Consider the following 17,772-nt stretch of genomic DNA (forward strand, 5'->3'; position numbering starts at 1 on the left):
ACGTCATCCACATGACAGCCGGCCAGAAGGAGTGCACCGCCGCGGGGCACGAAAAATGCATTCGTCGTGGCGGGGAGTCGCGTTACACTGGTCGCTACCGCGTTGCGTCACGGCGTCCGCTGCCCGGCGGGCCGCGCCAGGCAACGCGCAAGGCGAATCCGGGCAAGCTGGAAATGAACGGGCGGCACGGCGAGGCGTGCACATGGCGCGACAGACGGCGCGGCATCCTGCCCGTACAATGGTTCGATCAACACAACGGATTAAGGACAACTTCGATGCGCACTACCGGGTCCTCCGGGTCAATGGCCCTGCTCACCGAATACGACGACGCAACGGCGCGCGAACTTCGCACGCTGCGCCTCGAATCGACAGAAGACGGCAAAGGCATTCTTCTGATCGAAGTCGACGAGCGCAAGCCCGGCATCCATCGCGAAGTGCGCTACGAAATCACGCCAGCCGAACTGATTGCCGCGATCCGCGCGCATGGCGCCGAGCTGCCGGGCGAACAGCACAATCATCGTCAGTAACAGGTCTTGAAGTAAAAACACGCGGTATGAGCGCGAGAGCGTTCATACCGCGTGTCGTTTTTACGCTTTCAGAACGCCGCAACCGCGCTTTCAACTACGAAAAAAAGCACAAGTTTTCCTGACGTTTGCACGTCTCGAAAATACGTCCATAATCCCTGCATTCTCCTTCGCTTTCCCCTACCTGCGCCGCTCCCGAAAGGGTCGCGGATGTAAGCCGATGCTACATGATCTGGTCGAGCAATACGGACCGGCGCTCGTCTTCGTCAACGTGCTGGCCGCTTCCATTGGACTGCCGGTGCCGGCCATGCCGTCGCTCGTTCTGTTCGGGGCCATGGCGGCCATGCATCCGGGGTCGGTGGGAACGCAGTTGCTGCCGGTGCTGGTGCTGTCCATCTTCGCCACGCTGATCGGCGACAGCGCCTGGTATCTCGCCGGACGCATGTACGGCGGCAATACGCTGAAGACGATTTGCCGCCTGTCGCTGTCACGCGATACCTGCGTGAAGAAGACGGAGCGTTTCTTCGGACGCTGGGGCGTGCGGGTGCTGGCCGTCGCCAAGTTCGTACCCGGTCTGTCGATCGTCTCGATTCCGATGGCCGGCGCGATGGGCACGCGCTACCGCACGTTCCTCACGTATGACGGCGTCGGCGCCGCGTTGTGGTCGGGCACGGGCCTGATCATCGGCGCGTTGTTCGCGAAGCAGATCGACATGCTGTTCGCGATGGCCGGGCGTCTCGGCCGCACGGCCGCGCTGGTGGTCGTCGCGTTGCTGCTTTTGTACGCGGCTTACCGCTGGATTCGCCGTCGCCAGTTGATTTCGAAGCTTGCGTCCGCACGTATCGAGGTCGACGAACTCGCCGCGCTGGTGGCCACGGGCAAGACGCCGGTGATGTTCGACATCCGCTCGATGGAAAAGCGCAAGCTCGATCCGTTCGTGATTCCCGGTTCGCAGTTCGCGGACGAACGGCAGCTGGATGAGATCGTCGCCACGTATCCGCACGATCAGAAGTTGGTGATTTACTGTTCCTGCCCGAACGAAATCTCCGCGGCATGGATGGCCAAGCAGTTGAACGAGGCCGGCTTCTCCGACGTGCTGCCGTTGCGCGGCGGCATGGAAGCATGGCGTGACTCGGGCAGGCCCGTCGAGGCGCTGCCCGACGTGCCGCCGCCCGACATCGCGGTCGACGGCGTCGCGCCGAAAGCCGTGTAACGCAGCAGGCAGCGCCATCGCGCCGGCGCCTTGCGCGCCGCGTCGCACCGCTTCGCGCGTCGTGCCCGCGTCTGATGCGCGGTCCCGTCCGCGTCTCGTTCAAACAATCAATGAACACCGAAGGAGCGGTTCAATGCTTTCGACTCAAGACGTCTCGACTCAAGAAGCTGAAGCACAACCCCAAACCATCGTCGCCGACGCGCCATTCTCGAATCTCGCGACGCGCATGCACCAGATGTTCCCCTCGCTGACCTGCGCGGAAATCGAGCGGCTGCGCCGTTTCGGCGAAATGGGCCATTGGGAGGCTGGTGAGCTGCTGTTCGAAACGGGCCGCACCGGTCCGGGCATGTTCGTGCTGCTCGAAGGACGCGTGAAGGTCTATCAGCGCGATGGGATCGGCCGCGAAGTGGTGATCGCCGATCATGGCGCCGGGCATTTTCTGGCGGAAGTCGGACAGTTGTCGGGCAAGCCCGCGCTGGTCAACGGCATGGCGCTGAGCGCCGTCGACGCGCTGCTGATTCCGCCGACCCAATTACGCGCATTGCTCGTCGCCGAGGCCGAACTCGGCGAGCGGATCATGCGCGCACTGATCCTGCGTCGCGTGTCGCTGATCGAAAAGGGCGCGGGTGGCCCGATTCTGCTGGGCAACAGCAGCGATGCGCGCCTCGTGATGCTGCAAGGCTTCCTGTCGCGCAACGGCCATCCGCATTCGGTGATCGATGAACGCGACGAAGACGCGCTGCGTCTGATCGAGCAATTCGCCGCGCGCAAGGAAGACATGCCGCTCGTGATCTGTCCGGACGGCTCGGTGCTGCGTCATCCGAGCATGCCGGAACTGGCGACCTGTCTCGGTCTGCTGCCCGACCTCGACGACTCGCACGTGTACGACGTCGCGATCGTCGGCGCGGGACCCGCCGGGCTCGCAACGGCCGTGTATGCGGCCTCCGAGGGCCTGTCGGTGATCGTGCTCGACAGCCGCGCGCCGGGCGGCCAGGCCGGCGCGAGTTCGCGAATCGAAAACTATCTCGGCTTTCCGACCGGCATCTCCGGCCAGGCGCTGGCGGGCCGCGCGTTCGTGCAGGCGCAGAAGTTCGGCGCGCACGTCGCGATTCCGGTTCACGTGAAGGCGCTCAATTGCGCGGAGTCGCCGTATCGGCTGGAACTGAAGTGCGGTGGGCACATCACCGCGCGCACCATCGTGATCGCGAGCGGCGCGGTGTACCGGCGGCCAGCGCTCGAAGGCCTCGACCGTTTCGACGGACGCGGCGTGTTCTACTGGGCATCGCCGGTCGAAGCCAAGCTGTGCAAGCGTCAGGAGATCGTGCTGGTGGGCGGCGGCAATTCGGCGGGCCAGGCCATCGTCTATCTGGCGACGCACGCCGCCAAGGTCCACGTGCTGATCCGGCGCAGCGGCTTCGAGGCGACCATGTCGCGCTATCTGATCGACCGTATCCGCTCGTTGCCGAACGTGTTCGTACATCCGAATTCGGAAATCGGCCGCCTCGACGCGGATGAGAGCGGCCTGTCGCGCGTCGGTCTCAAGAAGCCGTTGCCCGACGGCACCGATCACTTCGATACGCGCCATCTGTTCCTCTTCACCGGCGCCGATCCGAATACCGACTGGCTGCGCACCTGCGGCGTCGAACTGGACGAGAAGGGCTTCGTGCTCACCGGCGCGGCCGTCGACGGCGGTTCGGCATGCGATCTCGCCACCAGCGTCGAAGGCGTGTACGCGATCGGCGATGCGCGCGCCGGCTCGACGAAGCGCGTCGCGGCGGCGGTCGGCGAAGGCGCGGCGGTGGTCGCGCAGATCCATCAACTGCTGGCCGTGTCGGCAGAGGAAGCGGTCGCGCTCGGCGCATAAGCATCACGGCGTTGCCTGGCTCACCGGGTAATCTGCTGTTACACACGCCTTCAACTCGTAGCACCTGTCTTGCTTTCTGTCTCGTAATATGGTCGTCAGCCATTCGACAGTGAATGGCTGACCCTTTCGACCGCAACTCATGTTGCATGGGGCCGACTCACGGCGCGCCTGAACATCCGGCGCGCAGGTTGGCCGACAGGAGACAAGCAATGATCCAACGCGCGATCGTATTCGCCGCCTTCGGCCTTGCCGCCGCCTGCGTATCGACTGCCACCTCGGCGCGGGTGAATGTCGGTGTATTCGTCAACACGCCGGGGCCGGTGTATGCCGCTCCGCCGGTCTACGCGCCACCGCCGGTCGTCTATGCGCCGCAACCGGCCTACGGCTACCGCTATCGTGGAGACTATTACCGCGACCGCCGCTGGCACCACGATCATGGCTGGCATCGCGGCTGGGATCGTCATCACGGGCGCGGCTGGTGATCGAGCCGGACGCGCACGCCGGTTCGTCCGCGCTATTCACGCTACAGTAGCGGCTGCCGATGCGGACCTCGCGTCCGTTCCCTTCGCAGTCACTGATGGACCGACGAGGACCGACGACCGCGTGAAGACTCTGCCGCTCTCCGCAGCACGTACGCTGCATCTGGCCGCACAAGGTTTGCTGACGCCGCCGCGCCGCAAGGCCGTCAAAGCCGATGTACTCGACGCGATCCGCCGCATGGCGCAATTGCAGATCGACACGATCCACGTGGTCGCGCGCAGCCCTTACCTCGTGCTGTTCAGCCGGCTCGGCGCCTATCCGCCGCAATGGCTCGACGAACATCTCGCCGAAGGCAAGCTGTTCGAGTACTGGTCGCACGAGGCCTGCTTCGTGCCGACCGAAGATTACGCGTTGCTGCGGCATCGCATGCTCGATCCAGGCGGGATGGGCTGGAAATATGCCGCCGAATGGCACGCGCAGCATCGCACGGCGATCGACGCGCTGCTTGAACACATCCGCGAGACGGGGCCGGTGCGCTCGGCGGATTTCGCGCGCGAAGCCGGCACGGGTAATGGCTGGTGGGACTGGAAGCCGGAGAAGCGTCACCTCGAGGTGCTGTTCGCGATCGGCCAACTGATGGTGGCCGAGCGGCGCAATTTCCATCGCGTCTACGACGTGACCGAGCGCGTGCTGCCTGATTGGGACGATGCACGCGACCTACCGCCGCCCGATGTCGTAGCCGAACGTGTGTTGCAGCGAAGCTGCCGCGCCCTGGGCATCGCGCGCGCCGACTGGGTCGCCGATTACTACCGGCTGCCGCGTCGCCCTTATCGCGACGAGCTGCATGCGCTGGCCGATCGCGGTGAGCTGATTCCCGTGCGAGTGGAAGGCTGGAAGCAGGACACGTTCGTGCATCGCGAGTTCGCTGCGCTACTCGACGAGAGCGCGAACGGCAAGCTCGCGTCGACGGTGACGACCGTGCTGTCGCCGTTCGACCCCGTGGTGTGGGATCGCAAGCGCGCCGCTGCGTTGTTCGACTTCGACTACGCGATCGAATGCTATACGCCGGCGGAAAAACGCAAATACGGTTATTTCGTGCTACCGCTGTTGAGCCGCGGCCGGCTGGTCGGTCGCGTGGATGCGAAAGCGCACCGTACTCAACGCGTGTTCGAGTTGAAGTCGCTGCATATCGAACCTGGGGTGCGTTTGAGCGCGCGACTTGCGGGCGATCTGCGCCGCGCGCTGCAACGTTGCGCGGACTGGCACGGTACGCCGCAACTCGCGTTGACGTCGGGCCCGGCGGAATGGCTCGAAGCGTTGAGCGTGAGCGACGGCGTGGACGCGTAGCGCAGCTCGTCCCGTCTTGCGTTGTTCTGTTTCGCCGCGTGCCAGGTCACTCGGCACGCGCCTTCGACTCAATGCAACGCGGCCCATGCGAGCGACAGCGAAAACACCCCAAGCACGATCGACGCGCCACGCTGCATCTTCACTGGATTGAGCCACGCGAGCTTGCCGCTGCCGAGCGCCGCGCCGAACGCGATCCACGCGAGCGCGATCGGCACCAGCAGGCAGGCGAAGATCGACATCGCGAACAGATAGGCGGGGAGATGCGCAAAGGCGACGGCAGGAAAGATCGTGCCGGCGAATAGCAAGCCCTTGGGATTCAGCAGCGTCGCGACGAACAACGTCCGCATGCCGATGCTGCGTTGCGTGGAATCGGGCAGCGCGACGGCGGCGCGCCACATATCGACCGCGAGATAGGCGATGTACAAGCCCGCCGCCACGCGCAACAGCGAAGGCAACCACGGCAATGCGTGGTCGGCTTGCACGAGAAAATGTCCCCACACGGAAATCGCCACCAGGTAACCGCACAATTCGGCGACGATCAACGGCCATGACCGCCGCAGCCCCTGACGCAGACCGGCGGCCGCGAGCAACGTATTGGTCGGGCCCGGCGTGATCAGCACGACGACAATGCCGATGGCGAGCAGCGCGAGAGCGGACGCGGAGATCATGAAAAAGGCGCAGTGTTGGGAACAGTGCGCCTTTTTATCACAGTCGGCGGTACCGACGAAAAACGTCGGCGGATTTCAATGATCGAGCCTGGCGCGCAACTCGCGCGCGGCTTCCAGCAGCCCTTCGTAACCCGAACGCGCGTGCTCCGGCAGATCCGGATCGCCGACGAACGCGCCGAGCGTTTCGATCAGGCTGTAGAGAATGCCCTTCGCGGCGCCCGATGCGATGCTGCCCGACGAGACCTGCTGATCGACGTGATTCAGCGCCGCGTCGAGATGTTCAAGGTGTTCGAAACCCGGTCCGTCGCCGGTGGTGGATGTGGGCGTGGGTGGCTTGGGCGAAACGTCTTGCGTCATGATGAGTCTTCCCGTGTTTGAGTAGCGGTGAACAAGCCTGTCCTGCACTCGGTTACTCGGTTATATACCGATCGCGCGGAGACGTCTATTCGCGATCCATGCGAAGACGACGTGGGTTAAAGCATCGCTCGATACGCGACGCGAGCGACCCGACAAGTCTCAGGCTCGTTCGCCGCGCTCGCGTTTATTTGCCCGCTGGCGTGATCCGATACGCGCAGCGCCGCGCGCCGGCCAGCACATGTTCTTCTCGTGCAATCGAGCCCTCCTCGCCGACGATCTCCGCGAACAGCTGCAGCTCCGTGCGGCAAAACCCCTGACAGGTACGCGCCGCCGCGCAGATCGGGCAATGGTTTTCAAGCAGCAGCCAGTCGCGCCCATCCTTCTGCAACTCGGCCATGTAGCCCTCGGCGCTGCGAATCTCCGCGAGTTTCGTCAGACGCGCCTTCAATCCCTTCGACGATTTGAGTGCCGCCAGATAATTCGCACGCGTCTCGACCCCGCGCTGATCGATCAGCTTGTCGAGCCCCGCTTCGCCGAAAAGCTGGCGAATCGAGCCGAGCAACTGCACGGTCAATTGCGGATGCGTATCCGGAAAGCGCGCGTTGCCGGCTTCGGTCAACCCCCAGCTTTGACCCGGACGCCCCGGCCCCGCCTGCGACGCTTGTCGCCCTTCGACCAGACCGCCTCCGAGCAGCTTCTGAATCTGCTGACGCGCCGCTTCGACGGTGATGCCCAGTTCGGCCGCGATCGACGCCGTGGACGACGGCCCCTGCGTCTTCAGCAGATTGAGGATGCGATCCACCGGCACGGCTGGCGTGTTCATGGCCACCGCGGCGTTTGCCGGCGCTTTTGAATTTTCCAAGCTTTCATTTGCATATCTCATCGGGTCACATTATTATCCAAGCCAATGCTTGCATAATAAGTCAACCACGAACGGCTGTCCACGACATGAAAAATCTGCAATCCACCGCGCCGTCATGGGGCGATCTGCTGACCGGCAGCAACGGCTGGCGCATTCTGGCGCTGGCGGGCGGCGTCGCGCTGCACGCCACGGACGTGTATATCGCCACGACGATCCTGCCTTCGGTCGTGCACGAGATCGGCGGCCTTGAACTGTATGCGTGGAACACCACGCTGTTCGTCGTCGCGTCAATTCTCGGGTCGGTGCTGTCGATGCCCCTGCTCGCCAAACTCGGCGCGCGCTCCGCCTACTTCGTCGCGCTCGCGGTTTTCGCGGTGGGCAGCGTGGTCTGCGCGAGCGCGCCGTCCATGCCGTGGATGCTCGTCGGCCGCACGCTGCAAGGCTTCGGTGGCGGCATTCTGCTGGCGCTCAGTTACGCGTTGATCCGCGTCGTGTTCGACGAATCGTTGTGGCCTCGCGCGATGGGTTTCGTCTCCGGCATGTGGGGCGTCGCGACGTTGTGCGGCCCGGCGCTCGGCGGCGTATTCGCGCAACTCGGCGATTGGCGCCTTGCGTTCTGGGTGTTGCTGCCGGTGGTGGCGGTGCTCGCCGCGATCATCCATCGCGAGGTGGACGGCAAGCGCACGTCGGCATCCGACGTTGCCGCCGGGCCGACGCCCTTGCTGAAGGTCAGCGTGCTGGGCGCGTCCGCGCTGGTGATCTCGCTCGCCACGTTGAGCGAGCGGATGCTGTGGAACGCGGCCGGTGTCGTCGCGGGTTTCGGGCTCGTATGGCTGCTGGCGCGACTCGAGCGCAAGGACAACGCCGCGCGTCTGCTGCCGAGCGGCTCGTACTCGATCCGCACGCGTATCGGTCGTCTCTATGCGTGTTTGAGTTTGCTCGGCATCGGCATCACCAGCGAAATTTTCGTGCCGTATTTTCTGCAAACCATTCACGGTCGCTCGCCGCTGGAGGCCGGCTACCTGACTGCGTTGATGGCGGCCGGCTGGTCGGCCGGTTCGATGTTCAGTGCCGGACGCTCTCCCGCCGTCGCGCGACGCCTGAGCCGCGTCGGCCCGCTGATCGAAGCGTTGGGGCTAGGCGCGCTCGCCTGGTTGATGCCAATGGCGGGACTGCTCGACAGCACCGGCGGCGAACTGGCGCTGTGCGTGGCGCTGGCAAGCGTCGGCTTTGGCCTCGGCATCGGCTGGCCGTTTCTGTTGACGTGCGTCTTCAGCGCCGCGCGACCTGGCGAGGAGAACCTCGCGTCGCTGTCCATCACCACCATTCAACTGTTTTCGATGGCGGTCGGCTCCGCGCTGGCGGGTCTCGTCGCGAACGGCGCGGGACTGACGACGCTGGCCGCGCTGCCCGGCGCGCAGCACACGGCGCTGTGGTTGTTTGCCACGTTCGCGCTCGCGCCGCTCATCGCCTTCGGGCTGACGCGGCAGCAGACGGATCGGCCTTCGACGGGAGGAGCATCGTGATAGACCGCGTACAAGCCATGCGCATTTTCGTGCGCATCGTCGATGCGAGCAGCTTCACGCGGGCGGCGGAATCGCTGGAGATTCCACGCGCCACGGCGACCACCACGGTGCAGTCGCTCGAAGCGTTGCTTGGCGTTCAATTGCTGGTGCGCACCACGCGCAAGGTGACGCTGACCGCGGAAGGCGCCGAGTACTACGAGCGCTGCGCGCAGATTCTCGCGGCAATCGAGGAGGTCGAATCGGGTCTGTTCAACCGGCCGGAAAACTTGCGTGGCCGTTTGCGTGTAGCGATGCCGGGCATGATCGCGGCGTCGATCGTGGTGCCTCGGCTGGCGTCGTTTCACACGTTGCATCCGCATGTGGAGCTGGCGCTCGGCGTGAATCATCGCGCGCCGGAGTTGGGGGGCGAGAGCGTGGATTGCAGCATCGAACTCGGCGAACTGCCTGATTCGCGTTTGCTGGTGCGGCGGCTGGGCTGGCTCGACCGAGTGACGTGCGCGAGTCCCGCGTATCTCGCGCGGCATGGCGAGCCTCGGCATGTCGATGACCTTGCGCGTCATGTTGCCGTGAACTGGTCGTCCGTGCATGCGGGCCGGCGCATGGATTTCGAGTTCAGCGTGGCGGCGCGCACGAGCAAGGCGAAGGTCGGCGGCTTTGTTCAGGTGGACGACGAGCACACGTACCTGGCTTGCGGGCTCGAAGGGCTGGGCTTGATTCAGCCCGGCCGGGCGACCGTGATGCCGTATCTGGCGTCGGGACAGTTGGTCGAGGTGATGCCGAAGTGCAAGGCGTCGCCGGTGGCTGTATCGGTGACGTATGTGAAAAGCCGTCAGGTGTCGCCGCGCGTGCGGGCGTTTGTGGATTGGCTGGGCGAGGTGTTCGAGGATGCGGGTCGTTCCGCGCCGGCGTCGACGCCGTGGTTGGGCGAGACGCCGCAGTGGCCGGTGGTGGATGCGACGCGGGGTGGGGTGGGGGTGCATTGAGGGGCGTGACGCCCCTCCTTAGTCGATCGTCGTAGCATTTGTGGGTTGAACATCCCGGCAAGCTTTCGCGGCGGCACGCGTCGAATGGCTTGCTATTCAGCGTCAATGCTGCCCAACCACCACGCCCGCCGCAGGCTCGTTCGCAGCACTCGCCGCCGCGGCCGCGGCCGCCTCCGCCGCCACCGCCGGCGACACGATTGCCGGCTGTCCCGTCTGCCGGCGCGAACGCCCCGAGCTCAGGTAATCCGCGATCGAATCCTGCGTCACCTCGCCGACATACCGGCCATCCGCATCCAGCACCGGCATCCACGACGAGTTGAACTGATACATCTTCGACAACACGATCCGCAGATGCTCGTCCGCGTTGACGGTCGCCTTGAACGCCGTCAGATGATCGCCGCACACGCCCTGCCCCGCGCGCGCCGCGCGGCGCGTGACGAAGCCGAGCGCCTGTTGCCGGTCGTCGACGATGGTCAGATAACGGCTATCGCTCTCGTCCATCATCTGGAACGCGCGAGCAACCGGCAGATCGGCGTGCGCGGTTTCGGGTTGCGTCGCGGCGTCGCCGGCTTTCACCAGCAATAGACGCTTCAACGTACTGTCCTGGCCGACGAACGCGCCGACGAATTCGTCGCGCGGATGAGCGAGCAGCGTATCCGGATGATCGTATTGCACCAGTTGTCCACGACGGAACACGGCGACCCGATCGCCGAGTTTGATCGCCTCGTCGATGTCGTGACTCACCATGATCACCGTCTTGTTCAACTGACGCTGCATCTGGAAGAACTCGTTCTGGATCGACTCGCGATTGATCGGATCGACCGCGCCGAACGGCTCGTCCATCAGCAACACCGGCGGATCGGCGGCGAGCGCGCGAATCACCCCGATCCGCTGTTGCTGGCCGCCCGACAATTCACGCGGATAGCGCTTCAGGTACTGCTTCGGATCGAGCGCTACCATCGACATCAACTCGGTGGCGCGCTCGCGGCAACGTTTCTTGTCCCAGCCCAGCAGACGCGGCACGACCGTGATGTTCTCCTCGATCGTCATGTTCGGAAACAGGCCGATCTGCTGGATCACGTAACCGATATGGCGGCGCAATTCGACTTCGTTCAGCCCGGACGTATCTTCGCCGTCGATCAGCACGCGGCCCGAGGTCGGCGCGATCAAGCGGTTGATCATCTTCAGCGTCGTGGTCTTGCCGCAACCCGACGGGCCGAGAAACACGCAGATTTCCCCTTGGCCGACGGTCAGGCTGACCGAATCGACGGCCTTCACCTGCTGGCCGTCCTTCTGCTGAAACGTCTTGGTCAGTTGGTCGAGTTCGATCATGTCTTTTGCACTCCCTTCGGTGTCAGCAGGCGTTGCAGCGCCTGCAGCAGCAGGTCGGCGACGATCGCGAGCACGCTCACGAGCACCGCGCCGACCAGCAGTTTCATCATGTTGCTCTGGCCGATCGCGCGGACGATCAGCGTGCCGAGACCGCCCGCGCCGATCACCGCGGCAATCGTCATCACGCCGATATTCATCACCACCGCCGTGCGCACGCCGCCGAGAATCACCGGCACCGCGAGCGGCAAATCGACGAGCCGAAGCCGCTGCCACACGGTCATGCCGATGCCGATGCCGGCCTCCTTGATGCCGGCGTCGACATTGCGCAGCGCGAGGTAGGTGTTGCGCATGATCGGCAGCAGCGAGTAGAGGAACACGGCGGTGATCGCCGGCACCGCGCCGACGCCCTGGCCGAAGCGCGAGAACACCGGGATCATCAGGCCGAACAGCGCGATCGACGGCAAGGTCAGTATCACGGTGGCCACGCTCAACAACGGCGCGGCCAGCCACTCGTGCCGATTGATCAGAATGCCGAGCGGCACGCCGACCACGATCGCGCAGCCGACGGCGATGCCGACAAGCCACACGTGCTGCGCGGTGAGTTGCAGCAATTCAGGCCAGTTGGCCGATAGATAGTCGAATACAGTCATGGAATGGTTTCTCCGGGGCTACGCGTCGCGCGTTCGGGGCGCTCAGGGCAACCTGTGCGTGCGAATGAATTCCGCCGCGACGTCGTGTACCGATTTGCCGTCGATGTCCACCTGCTTGTTCATCTCCAGCATCGTGTCGTTGCTCAGCGCGTCGGAGAGCGCGTTGAGTTGCGTCGCGAGTTGCGGGTTGCGGTCGAGCGTGGCCTTTCGTACGACCGGCGTGGCGTTGTATGCCGGGAAGTAATGACGGTCGTCTTCCAGCGCGACGATGTCGAAACCCTTCACGCGGCCGTCCGTCGTGTAGATCAGACCGATCGGCACCTGGTTGTTATGCAACGCGGTGTAGACGAGTCCCGGATCCATCTGGCGCGTTTCCGCGCGCGTGAAGTGCATGTTGTACGCGGCTTCGAGCGGCTTCAGTCCATCGGGGCGATTGGCGAATTCCGCATCCATCGCGAACACGTGCTTCTTGTTCGGTTCGGCGTCGATCTTCGCGGCGAGTTGCGAGATCGTGCGGATGCCCGTCTGTTGCGCGAATTGTTGCGGTAAGCCCAACGCGTACGTGTTATTCAACGGCGAACAGTTGAGCCAGATGAGACCGCGTTTTTGGTCGAGCGCCTTCACGCGTTCGTACATCGCTTTCGGATCGAGTTTCTCGGTGATCTTGTCGTAGACGAGCGCTGCCGTACCGGTGTATTCCCACGTGACGTCGACCTGGCCGTTCTCCTGCGCACTGCGCAGCAAGACACTACCGAGACCGGTGCGAGCATCGATCGTGTAGCCCTTCGAGCGCAGATACTGCGACGTGATCTCGGTAAGAACGTATTGCTCGGTGAAATTTTTTCCGCCGACAACAAGGGTCGTAGCATTTGCATGAACGCCGGCGATACCTGCGCATAGCGTTAGCAGCGCGGCAGCGGTGAATTTGCCGATGCGGCTTCTAACGCGATGACTATCGTTGTCGTGATTGCGGACGTGGCTTCGGTTACGGTTGCGGTTGAATAACGCCATCATGCTGTCACCCCGCGACGGGCCAGCAAGTAACGGCTGCTTGCCGAGACGATGCCGTCCAGCACCAGCGCGAGTATGGCGGTAGCCGCCGCGCCCAACAGGAGTTGCTGCTGGTTGTTCAGGTAGATGCCCGGGAAAATCAACGTACCGAGGCTGTCCGCGCCGATCAGATACGCGAGCGGCGCGCTGCCCACGTTAATCGCCAGCGCCGTTCGCACGCCACCGATGATGATCGGCATTGCGTTCGGCAACTCGACACGCAGCAGCGACTGCCAGCCGGTCATGCCTAGACCTCGGGCCGCCTCCCGCAGCGCGGGCGATACGTTTTTCATGCCTTCGTACGCATTGCGGGTGATGGGTAGCAGCGACGCCAGGAATAGCGCCACCAAGGCGGGAATATCGCCTATGCCGAAGATGCCGAGCGCGATTGCCAGTACGGCTAACGAGGGCACCGTGTTGCCGATGTTGAAGATCTGCATGAAGCGCTCGGCCTGACGCGCAAGGCGCGGGCGGCTGAGCGCCATGCCTGCCGGAATGCCTACGAGTAGCGCGGCGGCCATCGAATAGCCCACCAGCAGCAGGTGCCGCTTCGTGTAATAGACGAGATCTGGGGCGTACTGGTGTAGCGCTTTGGGGTCGATTGCGTGGCATAGCAACGCGATCACTATGACAAGAGCGGTCAGGCTGCCGAGGAGTCTGACAGGTCGGTGAATCATCTATCTGCGCCTCGTTGGGTCGTTGGGACCAGATAGAGGTAGCAAGTGGGATGCCTGGGGCTACGGAGGCGGCACAAAATCACGCGTACACGACATGTCCCCCGCACCGGCATCTAGGTCTCGCATGGCGCTGCACGTCGTCTGAAGAACGGCGTGCCGTCATTTCCGATGCGCGCAAACACCGCACCTAAGGCGCTCGCGATGAAGAGCGGCAATGCGCCCGCGAGCAGCATGTCGCGGATGTCGATATGCAACGCAAACAGCGCGCCGCCGTACAGCGTGCCGACAATTCCGCCGACACGTCCGGCACCGAACGCCCATCCGAGTCCAGTCGATCGTACAGTCGTGGGGTACGCGTCCGCCGCGACATAATGCGAGCAGACCACGCCACCGATCACCGTCAGTCCTGCGATACCGACCATACTGGCGAGTAACGCCGCAGACTGTATTCCCAACGCGCCGATCAGCGACACGACCATACCGCCGACTGCCATCACGACAGCCATCACCGCAGCCGGTCGCAGTTTATCCATCAAGCGGCCGAGCAGAATCGGGCCCAGCACGCCGCCTACCTGATAAAGCGACGTGACGAATACCGCTTGCGTCACGCTCGCTCCGGCATCGTGAATCATGACCGGCAGCCAGTTCGACAGCAGATACAAGTCCAAAAAACTCAGGAAATAGATCATCCACAGCAGCAGCGTACGAAGGGCGCGACGGTGTTCAAAAAGTTGCGCGACGGGCGAGCGCATCGGACGAGGTTCTATTGCGATAAATCGGGTTTCCCTGGTAAAGATCGATCGCGAATCGAAGGTTCGCAGAAGAGCGGCAACGCGGGCGTTGTCATCTCCTTTCGCCACCATGAAACGAATCGACTCCGGTAGCCAAAGCAGTACCGCGAGACTGGTGAAAGCGGGAAAAGCACCCCCAAAAAACAGCACGGATTGCCATCCCTGAGCGGCAATCAGCCAGCCGGAAAGAAACCCGCCGAGTGCGGCGCCCAGAGAGAAGCCGCTATACATCGTCATCAACGCGGTGGCGCGAATTCGCCTCGGTGCATATTCCGCCGTGAGCGCGACGGCATTCGGCATCGCGCCGCCAATACCGAGACCGGCCAGAAAGCGGAGAACCGTCAATTCCGTCATCGACGTGGCCAAACTCGCGGCGAACGTCAACACGCTAAACAGCACACAACACAACAGCACGACCGAGCGGCGGCCGATGCGATCCGCGAGCGTGCCGAACAACATGCCGCCCAGCGCCATGCCGGTCAGCCCGGCCGCGAAGACCGGTGTCAACGCGGCGCGATTGACGCCCCAATCGTGGATGATCGCAGGCGCGACATAGCCGATCGCCTGTGCGTCGAAACCATCGGCCATCGCAACCAGCGAACACACGAAGAAGATGACGATCTGTCTCGCACTGAGCCGATGGTCGTCGATGTAGCGTTCGACATCCACCGGTGTGGCATCGGTTTGCATGCTGGTCTCCTTTTTTCTCGCCGTCATGCATGACGGTCTGCTCACGCTGCAGGCGAAATCGCCATAAGACCGCCGCTAAACGACGTGCCGGCCACCCACGTCGACACGTGTCGCGTCGTACTCGAAAAGCCATTCGTAGCGTTCGCGAACCCGCTCCTCGGCCCACTCCGTGTTGACGTATTCGGACGCATAGTCTGCATTGGCCAGCAACGGGTTATGAAACCGTGCACCGTTGGCAGTCGAACCGTTCACCATCTTCTCGGTGCGATCCATGCGCAGGGTTTCGTAGCGCTCGAGTCCGGCCGCGGGATCCACCGCGTGCGCGTCGATACAACGGGCGAGGACGAGGCCGTCCTCGATCGCCATGACCGCACCTTGGGCAAGAAAGGGAAGCGTGGGATGACAGGCGTCGCCGAGTAAGGTCACGCGGCCACGTGTCCATTTCTTCATCGGTTTGCGCGCAAGCAATGCCCATTTGAACGGTTCGCGAATGCCGCGAATGAGCGTCTGCACATCCGGGTGCCAGCCGCTGAAATCGGCAAGACACTCGTCAACGGTACCGCGCGTGGTCCACGATTCGACCCGCCAGTCGTCTCGTTCGACAATGCCGACGAAGTTCACCAGCCGCCCATGCCGTAACGGATAGTGAATGACATGCGCGCCCGGTCCGATCCAGTTCGTACCGATGCGGCTGCGCAGATGTTCCGGCAGTGCCTCGCTCGGAATCAGGCCTCGCCACGCGACGCAACCGATAAACTCGGCATCGCCTTCGCCGAACAGCCGACGGCGTACGTTCGAATGGATCCCGTCAGCGCCGATCAGCAACGTGCCCTCGGCCGCGTGACCGTTCTCCAGTTGCACGCGCACGGACGTGTCGTCCTGATCGAAACCCGTCACTTTCGCGCCGCAATGAATGGCGTCGGGTTTCAGCGCGCGAATACGTTGCACGAGAAGATCGTGCAGATCGGCGCGATAGACAAGGTAGTAAGGGAAGCCGTATTTCTCGACCGAACTCTTCCCGAGATCGAAGAGCGGCCACGTTTGACCGGTATTCCAGAGTCGAACCTGTTTGCTCGCCGCTTCTGTCGCCGAATCGCGCAGCGCGCTTTCGAGGCCGAGCTCGAAGAGACAGCGCGTGCCGTTTGCGCTGATCTGAAACCCCGCCCCGACTTCTGAAAGCTGCGGCGCCTGCTCGTACACGTCGACGTCTATACCACGCCGCAACAGCGCAAGCGCGCAGGTCAATCCACCGATTCCGCCGCCTGCAATCAATACCTTCCGAGTGCTCAATTGCCTCTCCTCCACTTGCACATGGCAAACGTGCCATGGCAGCGAATTGGACACCTCGTCAACTCGTCTGTGAAGTGAAAGTGTCTTATCGATTCATAAGCGAATCACAACAATTGTTCTGTACCGGAATCGCATTGATGAGGAGAGTCAATCAAACTATTTAATATTCTGGTTTCACAAATAACTGCGCATCAAGTCTACTTAGGAGAGTAACCAGCACACATATCTTTCTGCACGATGAAGGTCATTCCAGAGATTCAGGCGGCGTTCGGCGAGTTGCAATCGATCCGGCATTCGCTTCACCAACACCCCGAACTTCGATATGAAGAAAACCGGACTGCGGAATTGATCGCGGAGCGGTTGAAGCATTGGGGTTTGCAGGTGCACTGCGGACTCGGGAAAACGGGTGTGGTCGGTTTGCTGAAAAAAGGCAATGGCCATGCATCGATCGGTCTGCGCGCGGACATGGACGCGCTACCCGTCGACGAGCTCAATACGTTTTGCCATCGTTCGACACGACGCGGCCATATGCACGCGTGCGGCCACGACGGCCACGTCGCCATGTTGCTCGGCGCGGCGCGTCATCTTGCCGAGCGAGGAGACTTCGACGGCACGATCGTCTTCATCTTTCAGCCGGCCGAGGAAGGCGGAGCCGGCGCGCAGGCGATGATCGACGACGGCCTGTTCACCCGCTTTCCCGTCGATGCGGTCTTCGCCCTGCACAACTGGCCGGGGCTCGAAACAGGTCGCTTCGGCGTGACTGCGGGTCCGATCATGGCGGCCAGCGCGGAGTTTCGCATCGACGTGTCCGGCGTCGGCTCGCATGCGGCGCTTCCGCATCTGGGACACGATCCGCTCTTCGCCGCCGCGCAGATCTATCACGGTCTGCAGGCACTGGTGACGCGCAACAAACGTCCGATCGATGCCGCCGTGCTGACCGTCGCGCAATTTCACGGCGGCGAAAAAGACAACGTGATCGCCGATTGTGCGTGGATGTCCGGCACGGTTCGCGCGTTCAGCAACACGCTGATCGATCTGTTCGAAACGCGCATGCGCGAGGTCGCAACGGCCCTCGCGTCCGGCCATGGATGCACCGCGTCGACGACCTTCAGGCGCAGCTATCCTGCCACCGTCAACGACATCGCCCAGACGCGCTTTGCCGTGGAGGTGATGCGGGAGGTGGTGGGCACGGCCAAGGTCGACGACAACATCGAACCGACCACCACCGGCGAAGATTTCGCGTTCATGTTGCTGACCCGCCCAGGCTGCTATGCGCTGCTCGGCAACGGTAACGGCGACCATCGCGCGGCAGGGCACGGCAACGGGCCTTGCACGCTGCACAACCCCAGCTACGACTTCAACGACGAACTGCTGCCCATCGGCGCCACCTATTGGGTACGCCTCACGGAACGCTTCCTCGCCCGCCGCCTTGCCAACGACTCGTGACGAACCCCGCACACCGCCGCGG

At 63.3% G+C, this 17,772-nt stretch carries 17 protein-coding genes; 8 read left to right on the forward strand and 9 right to left on the reverse strand.

Annotated features, from left to right (window positions below):
* The first annotated feature begins 275 nt into the window (after positions 1-275).
* The 5 genes from LFL96_RS27045 to LFL96_RS27065 all read left to right on the forward strand — a co-directional run bounded on the left by LFL96_RS27045 (position 276) and on the right by LFL96_RS27065 (position 5,428).
* On the forward strand, positions 276-527 hold the full coding sequence (locus LFL96_RS27045; protein WP_281003872.1) for a hypothetical protein: 252 nt from the start codon (positions 276-278) through the stop codon (positions 525-527).
* Positions 528-744: 217 nt separating this feature from the next.
* On the forward strand, positions 745-1,737 hold the full coding sequence (locus tag LFL96_RS27050; RefSeq protein WP_281003764.1) for a DedA family protein/thiosulfate sulfurtransferase GlpE: 993 nt from the start codon (positions 745-747) through the stop codon (positions 1,735-1,737).
* 133 nt (positions 1,738-1,870) lie between these two features.
* A complete protein-coding gene (locus LFL96_RS27055) occupies positions 1,871-3,601 on the forward strand; it encodes an FAD-dependent oxidoreductase (protein ID WP_281003765.1) in 1,731 nt (576 codons plus the stop codon).
* 209 nt (positions 3,602-3,810) lie between these two features.
* Entirely contained in the window at positions 3,811-4,083 is a 273-nt protein-coding gene (locus LFL96_RS27060; RefSeq protein ID WP_281003766.1) for a hypothetical protein, read from the forward strand.
* A gap of 121 nt (positions 4,084-4,204) precedes the next feature.
* Positions 4,205-5,428 (forward strand): crosslink repair DNA glycosylase YcaQ family protein, encoded by a 1,224-nt coding sequence (locus LFL96_RS27065; protein WP_281003767.1) that lies wholly within the window; start codon positions 4,205-4,207, stop codon positions 5,426-5,428.
* Positions 5,429-5,496: 68 nt separating this feature from the next.
* Here LFL96_RS27065 and LFL96_RS27070 read toward each other — a convergent pair whose 3' ends face one another.
* From LFL96_RS27070 to LFL96_RS27080, 3 genes are all read right to left on the reverse strand, one after another.
* Positions 5,497-6,096, reverse strand: coding sequence for a LysE family translocator (locus tag LFL96_RS27070; protein ID WP_281003768.1), 600 nt, complete (start codon positions 6,094-6,096; stop codon positions 5,497-5,499).
* Positions 6,097-6,171: 75 nt separating this feature from the next.
* A complete protein-coding gene (locus LFL96_RS27075; RefSeq protein WP_281003769.1) occupies positions 6,172-6,453 on the reverse strand; it encodes a hypothetical protein in 282 nt (93 codons plus the stop codon).
* A gap of 184 nt (positions 6,454-6,637) precedes the next feature.
* Positions 6,638-7,276, reverse strand: a complete 639-nt coding sequence (locus tag LFL96_RS27080) for a metalloregulator ArsR/SmtB family transcription factor (protein ID WP_281003770.1) — start codon at positions 7,274-7,276, stop codon at positions 6,638-6,640.
* A 125-nt stretch (positions 7,277-7,401) separates the two neighbouring features.
* On the opposite strand from LFL96_RS27080, the gene LFL96_RS27085 reads away from it, so the two are divergent.
* Complete coding sequence (locus LFL96_RS27085) at positions 7,402-8,841, forward strand: MFS transporter (RefSeq protein ID WP_281003771.1); 1,440 nt, start codon at positions 7,402-7,404, stop codon at positions 8,839-8,841.
* Positions 8,838-9,824 carry a LysR family transcriptional regulator gene (locus LFL96_RS27090; RefSeq protein ID WP_281003772.1) on the forward strand — a complete coding sequence of 329 codons (987 nt, stop codon included), beginning with the start codon at positions 8,838-8,840 and terminating at the stop codon, positions 9,822-9,824. The genes LFL96_RS27085 and LFL96_RS27090 overlap by 4 nt, the downstream gene beginning before the upstream one ends.
* A 102-nt stretch (positions 9,825-9,926) precedes the next feature.
* On the opposite strand, the gene LFL96_RS27095 is transcribed toward LFL96_RS27090, so the two are convergent.
* From LFL96_RS27095 to LFL96_RS27120, 6 genes are all read right to left on the reverse strand, one after another.
* Entirely contained in the window at positions 9,927-11,156 is a 1,230-nt protein-coding gene (locus LFL96_RS27095; RefSeq protein WP_281003773.1) for an ABC transporter ATP-binding protein, read from the reverse strand.
* Positions 11,153-11,806 (reverse strand): ABC transporter permease, encoded by a 654-nt coding sequence (locus LFL96_RS27100; protein WP_281003774.1) that lies wholly within the window; start codon positions 11,804-11,806, stop codon positions 11,153-11,155. The genes LFL96_RS27095 and LFL96_RS27100 overlap by 4 nt, the downstream gene beginning before the upstream one ends.
* Positions 11,807-11,848: 42 nt before the next feature.
* Positions 11,849-12,820, reverse strand: coding sequence for a glycine betaine ABC transporter substrate-binding protein (locus LFL96_RS27105; RefSeq protein ID WP_281003775.1), 972 nt, complete (start codon positions 12,818-12,820; stop codon positions 11,849-11,851).
* Positions 12,817-13,533 (reverse strand): ABC transporter permease, encoded by a 717-nt coding sequence (locus LFL96_RS27110; protein ID WP_281003776.1) that lies wholly within the window; start codon positions 13,531-13,533, stop codon positions 12,817-12,819. Before LFL96_RS27110 ends, LFL96_RS27105 begins: the two co-directional genes overlap by 4 nt.
* 113 nt (positions 13,534-13,646) lie before the next feature.
* On the reverse strand, positions 13,647-15,014 hold the full coding sequence (locus LFL96_RS27115) for an MFS transporter (protein WP_281003777.1): 1,368 nt from the start codon (positions 15,012-15,014) through the stop codon (positions 13,647-13,649).
* A gap of 75 nt (positions 15,015-15,089) precedes the next feature.
* A complete protein-coding gene (locus tag LFL96_RS27120; RefSeq protein ID WP_281003778.1) occupies positions 15,090-16,304 on the reverse strand; it encodes an FAD-dependent monooxygenase in 1,215 nt (404 codons plus the stop codon).
* Between the two features lie 237 nt (positions 16,305-16,541).
* On the opposite strand from LFL96_RS27120, the gene LFL96_RS27125 reads away from it, so the two are divergent.
* The gene (locus LFL96_RS27125) at positions 16,542-17,750 is read left to right on the forward strand and encodes a M20 aminoacylase family protein (RefSeq protein WP_281003779.1); all 1,209 of its coding nucleotides are present in this window, start codon (positions 16,542-16,544) and stop codon (positions 17,748-17,750) included.
* Positions 17,751-17,772 lie beyond the last annotated feature (22 nt).

Origin of the sequence: Paraburkholderia sp. D15 (genome assembly GCF_029910215.1) — a bacterium.
Classification (GTDB): Bacteria; Pseudomonadota; Gammaproteobacteria; order Burkholderiales; family Burkholderiaceae; genus Paraburkholderia.

What these genes read in the sequence shown, in the direction of transcription:
- LFL96_RS27045 (WP_281003872.1), top strand. Translation starts at nt 276, where the DNA reads ATGCGCACTACCGGGTCCTCCGGGTCAATGGCCCTGCTCACCGAATAC.
- LFL96_RS27050 (WP_281003764.1), top strand. Translation starts at nt 745, where the DNA reads ATGCTACATGATCTGGTCGAGCAATACGGACCGGCGCTCGTCTTCGTC.
- LFL96_RS27055 (WP_281003765.1), top strand. Translation starts at nt 1,871, where the DNA reads ATGCTTTCGACTCAAGACGTCTCGACTCAAGAAGCTGAAGCACAACCC.
- LFL96_RS27060 (WP_281003766.1), top strand. Translation starts at nt 3,811, where the DNA reads ATGATCCAACGCGCGATCGTATTCGCCGCCTTCGGCCTTGCCGCCGCC.
- LFL96_RS27070 (WP_281003768.1), bottom strand. Translation starts at nt 6,096, where the DNA reads ATGATCTCCGCGTCCGCTCTCGCGCTGCTCGCCATCGGCATTGTCGTC.
- LFL96_RS27075 (WP_281003769.1), bottom strand. Translation starts at nt 6,453, where the DNA reads ATGACGCAAGACGTTTCGCCCAAGCCACCCACGCCCACATCCACCACC.
- LFL96_RS27080 (WP_281003770.1), bottom strand. Translation starts at nt 7,276, where the DNA reads ATGAACACGCCAGCCGTGCCGGTGGATCGCATCCTCAATCTGCTGAAG.
- LFL96_RS27085 (WP_281003771.1), top strand. Translation starts at nt 7,402, where the DNA reads ATGAAAAATCTGCAATCCACCGCGCCGTCATGGGGCGATCTGCTGACC.
- LFL96_RS27095 (WP_281003773.1), bottom strand. Translation starts at nt 11,156, where the DNA reads ATGATCGAACTCGACCAACTGACCAAGACGTTTCAGCAGAAGGACGGC.
- LFL96_RS27100 (WP_281003774.1), bottom strand. Translation starts at nt 11,806, where the DNA reads ATGACTGTATTCGACTATCTATCGGCCAACTGGCCTGAATTGCTGCAA.
- LFL96_RS27105 (WP_281003775.1), bottom strand. Translation starts at nt 12,820, where the DNA reads ATGATGGCGTTATTCAACCGCAACCGTAACCGAAGCCACGTCCGCAAT.
- LFL96_RS27110 (WP_281003776.1), bottom strand. Translation starts at nt 13,533, where the DNA reads ATGATTCACCGACCTGTCAGACTCCTCGGCAGCCTGACCGCTCTTGTC.
- LFL96_RS27115 (WP_281003777.1), bottom strand. Translation starts at nt 15,014, where the DNA reads ATGCAAACCGATGCCACACCGGTGGATGTCGAACGCTACATCGACGAC.
- LFL96_RS27125 (WP_281003779.1), top strand. Translation starts at nt 16,542, where the DNA reads ATGAAGGTCATTCCAGAGATTCAGGCGGCGTTCGGCGAGTTGCAATCG.